At 73.1% G+C, this 3,336-nt stretch carries 2 protein-coding genes; both read right to left on the bottom strand.

Features of this window, described 5'->3' with window-relative positions:
- Nucleotides 1–121 precede the first annotated feature (121 nt).
- A complete protein-coding gene (locus tag IE312_RS18525; RefSeq protein ID WP_189983152.1) occupies nucleotides 122–1,639 on the bottom strand; it encodes a sugar ABC transporter ATP-binding protein in 1,518 nt (505 codons plus the stop codon).
- Entirely contained in the window at nucleotides 1,636–2,673 is a 1,038-nt protein-coding gene (locus IE312_RS18530; RefSeq protein ID WP_189983154.1) for a LacI family DNA-binding transcriptional regulator, read from the bottom strand. Before IE312_RS18530 ends, IE312_RS18525 begins: the two co-directional genes overlap by 4 nt.
- Nucleotides 2,674–3,336: the final 663 nt, after the last annotated feature.

The following is a 3,336-nucleotide window of genomic DNA, read 5'->3' on the forward strand; positions in this document are numbered from 1 at the left end:
GCCGGACAGCGCCGACAGGGCGATGACGAGGACGATCAGCGCGGTGAGCGCGCCGTTGTCGAGGAGCAGCCGGCGCAGGCCGCCCGGGGCGCCACCCGCGCCCGTCGTGCTCTTGAGCGTGTCAGTGGCCACGGGGGGCCTCCCGTTCGGTAGTAGTGCTCACGGCGAGGGACATCACCGCGTCCTGCGTGGCCTCGCCGGCGGCCAGTTCACCGGCGATCCGGCCCTGGGCCATCACCAGCACCCGGTCGCTCATGCCGAGCACCTCGGGCAGGTCGCTGGAGATCATCAGGACCGCGGCCCCGGCCGCCGTCAGTTCGTTGACCAGCTGGTAGATCTCGACCTTGGCGCCGACGTCGATACCGCGCGTCGGCTCGTCCAGGATCAGCACCCTGGTGTCGGCCAGCAGCCACTTGCCGATGACGACCTTCTGCTGGTTGCCGCCGGACAGGGTCCGCACCTGCTGTCCGAGACCCGCCATCCGCACGTTCAGCTGCCCGGCGATCCGCTCCGCGGCGGCGTGCTGCGCCTTGCGGTCGACCAGCCCCGCCCGGGTGGCGGAGCGCAGCGTGACCAGCCCCAGGTTCTCCTCGACGGAGGCGTCCAGCACCAGTCCCTGGCCCTTGCGGTCCTCCGGCACCAGCCCGATCCCGGCCGCCATCGCCGCGGTCACGTCGTGCCGCCTGACCTCGGTGCCGGAGACCCGCACGGTCCCGCGGTCGTACGGGTCGGCGCCGAACACCGCCCGCACCACCTCCGTCCGCCCGGCACCCACGAGCCCCGCGATGCCGACGACCTCGCCGGCGTGCACCTCGAAGCTGACGTCGTGGAAGACGCCGTCCCGGCCGAGCCCCTCGACGGACAGCAGCGGGGCGCCCCGCTCCGGCCGCTGCCTGGGGTACTGATGCTCGATGGACCGCCCCACCATCAGCCGCACCAGCTCGTCCTCGGGCGTGTCGGCGGGCACCTGGCCCACGCTCCGCCCGTCCCGGATGACGGTGACCCGGTCCCCCAGAGCGGCGATCTCCTCCAGGTGATGGGTGATGAACACGATCCCCACGCCGTCCGCGCGCAGCGACCGCACGATGGCGAAGAGCCTCTCCACCTCCTCCGAGGTGAGCACGGCGGTCGGCTCGTCCATGACCAGCACCCGCGCGTCCAGGCTGAGCGCCTTGGCGATCTCTACCATCTGCAGCCGCGCGATCCCCAGCTCCCGCACGCGCGCACGGGGCGAGACACGCACCCCGACCCGCCGCAGCAGCGTCTCGGCCTCGGCCTCCATCCGCCCGCGGTCGATCATCCCGAAGCGGCGCGGCTGCCGCCCCAGGAAGATGTTCTCGGCGACGGTCAGATCGGGCACCAGGTTGAACTCCTGGTAGATGGTGGCGATCCCGAGCCGCTCGGAGTCCTGCGCACCCTGGATGCGCACCTCCTCACCGCCCACGACGATCCGGCCGGCGTCGGGGGTGTGGGCCCCGGAGAGCATCTTGATCAGCGTGCTCTTGCCGGCGCCGTTCTCACCGAGCAGCACATGGACCTCACCCCGGCGCAGATCGAAGTCGACGCCGTCGAGCGCGACCACGCCGGGGAAGGTCTTGCGTATGCCCTCGATCCGCAGCAACTCGTCCGGGTCGCTCACGACGTGCTCCTTTGCACTGGGGAGGGGGACAGCGTGGGGGGTGCGGGCGCGCCGCACGAGCGGCGCACGACGAGCCGCGCGGGCAGCGTCACGGACCGCGGGGTACGGCCCTCGATCCGGTCGACGAGCGCGCGTACGGCGGCCCGGCCCAGCTCACCGGTGGGCTGGGCGATCGCGGTGACCGGCGGATCGGTGTGCACGAACCAGGGGATGTCGTCGAACGCGGCCAGCGCGATGTCGTCCGGCACGCGCAGCCCGCGCGCGCGCACGGCGTCCAGGGCGCCCAGCGCCATCAGGTTGTCGGCCGCGAAGACGACCTCGGGCGGCTCCGGCAGGTCCAGGAACCCCTCGGTGACCCGGCGCCCGCTTTCGGCCTGGAAATCACCCTGCCCCGTGTAGGCGTCCGGCAGGTGGAGCCCGTACTCGGCCAGCGCGGCCCGGAAGGCCTCCACGCGCTCGCTGCCGGTCGTGGTGGCGGCGGGCCCGGCGATGATGGCGAGCCGCCGGTGCCCGAGCCCGTGCAGATGGGCCACGAGATCCCGTACGGCCCCGCGCCCGTCGGCCCGGACCACCGGCACGTCCACCCCCGGGATCCACCGGTCGACGAACACCATGGGGGTCCCGGCCCGGACGGCGTCCAGCATCAGCGGCGACCCGCCGTCGGTGGGCGACACCAGCAGCCCGTCGATCCGCCGGTCGAGCAGGTTCCGTACGTGGTGGTCCTGTAGCTCCGGCCGCTCGTCGGCGTTGCCGATGATCACGCTGTACCCGAGCGCCCGGGCCTCCTCCTCGACGGACCGGGCCAGCTCCGTGAAGTAGGGGTTCAGCACGTCGCTGATCACGAGCCCCAGGGTGTGCGTCTGATCGGTCCGCAGCGACCGGGCGACGGCGTTGGGCCGGTACTCCAGCTCCGCCACGGCCCCCATGACCCGGGCCCGCGCCTCGGCACTGACGGACGGGTGCCCGTTCAGCACCCGCGACACGGTCGCCACGGACACTCCCGCCGCAGCGGCGACATCCTTGATGCCCGCCATGTCGACGCCACCTCCTCGTGACTCGTGGAATCGATTACATCCCTCGGCTCAGGAAGGATTGGAATCGATTACACGGGGGGCGGGCAAGAGCCGGGGAGTGGCCGAAACGCAATCGTGACCGACAGCCCGGAGACTCCGCCGCGCGGCGCCCGCGCCCCGCGCACCCCGCTGCCTACGCCGACGGCGAGAAGGAGGGCACCGGCGCCTTGAGCGGCCAGCTACACCCGCCTGCACCTCGGGCCGACGCAGCGACTCTCCTGTCGGCCCGAGGCGCAGAGCGGCGCGGGAGGCGAGGGGGCCGGGGGAGGAGGGTGCGCGAGCGGGGGCGTGTGACGAGGCGTGACTCCGGTCCCGACGCCCCATGGGCCCCTCAGGTCACACGCGCCGGACGATCGGCGGACTCGGGCCACTCCGCGATTCCCTCCACCTCGCTGCCCTGCCCTGTTCCTCCGTCGCCATGGCCCAAATCCGCCACTCACGAGACCGCCGCAGCCCCCACTCACCCACCCGCAAGCCGCCGAACCGACCCGGCGTGCAGGCGAGGCGCGACGGCGCCCCGCTCACCCACCCGCAAGCCGCCGAAGTCACCCGGCGTGCAGGCGAGGCGCGACGGCGCTCCCACCCGTCCACCCGCAAGCCGCCGAACTGACCCGGCGTGCAGGC

Source organism: Streptomyces capoamus (genome assembly GCF_014654935.1).
Classification (GTDB): domain Bacteria; phylum Actinomycetota; class Actinomycetes; order Streptomycetales; family Streptomycetaceae; genus Streptomyces; species Streptomyces capoamus.

Coding starts and splice junctions, on each gene's coding strand:
- IE312_RS18530 (WP_189983154.1), bottom strand. CDS start 2,673: ATGGCGGGCATCAAGGATGTCGCCGCTGCGGCGGGAGTGTCCGTGGCG.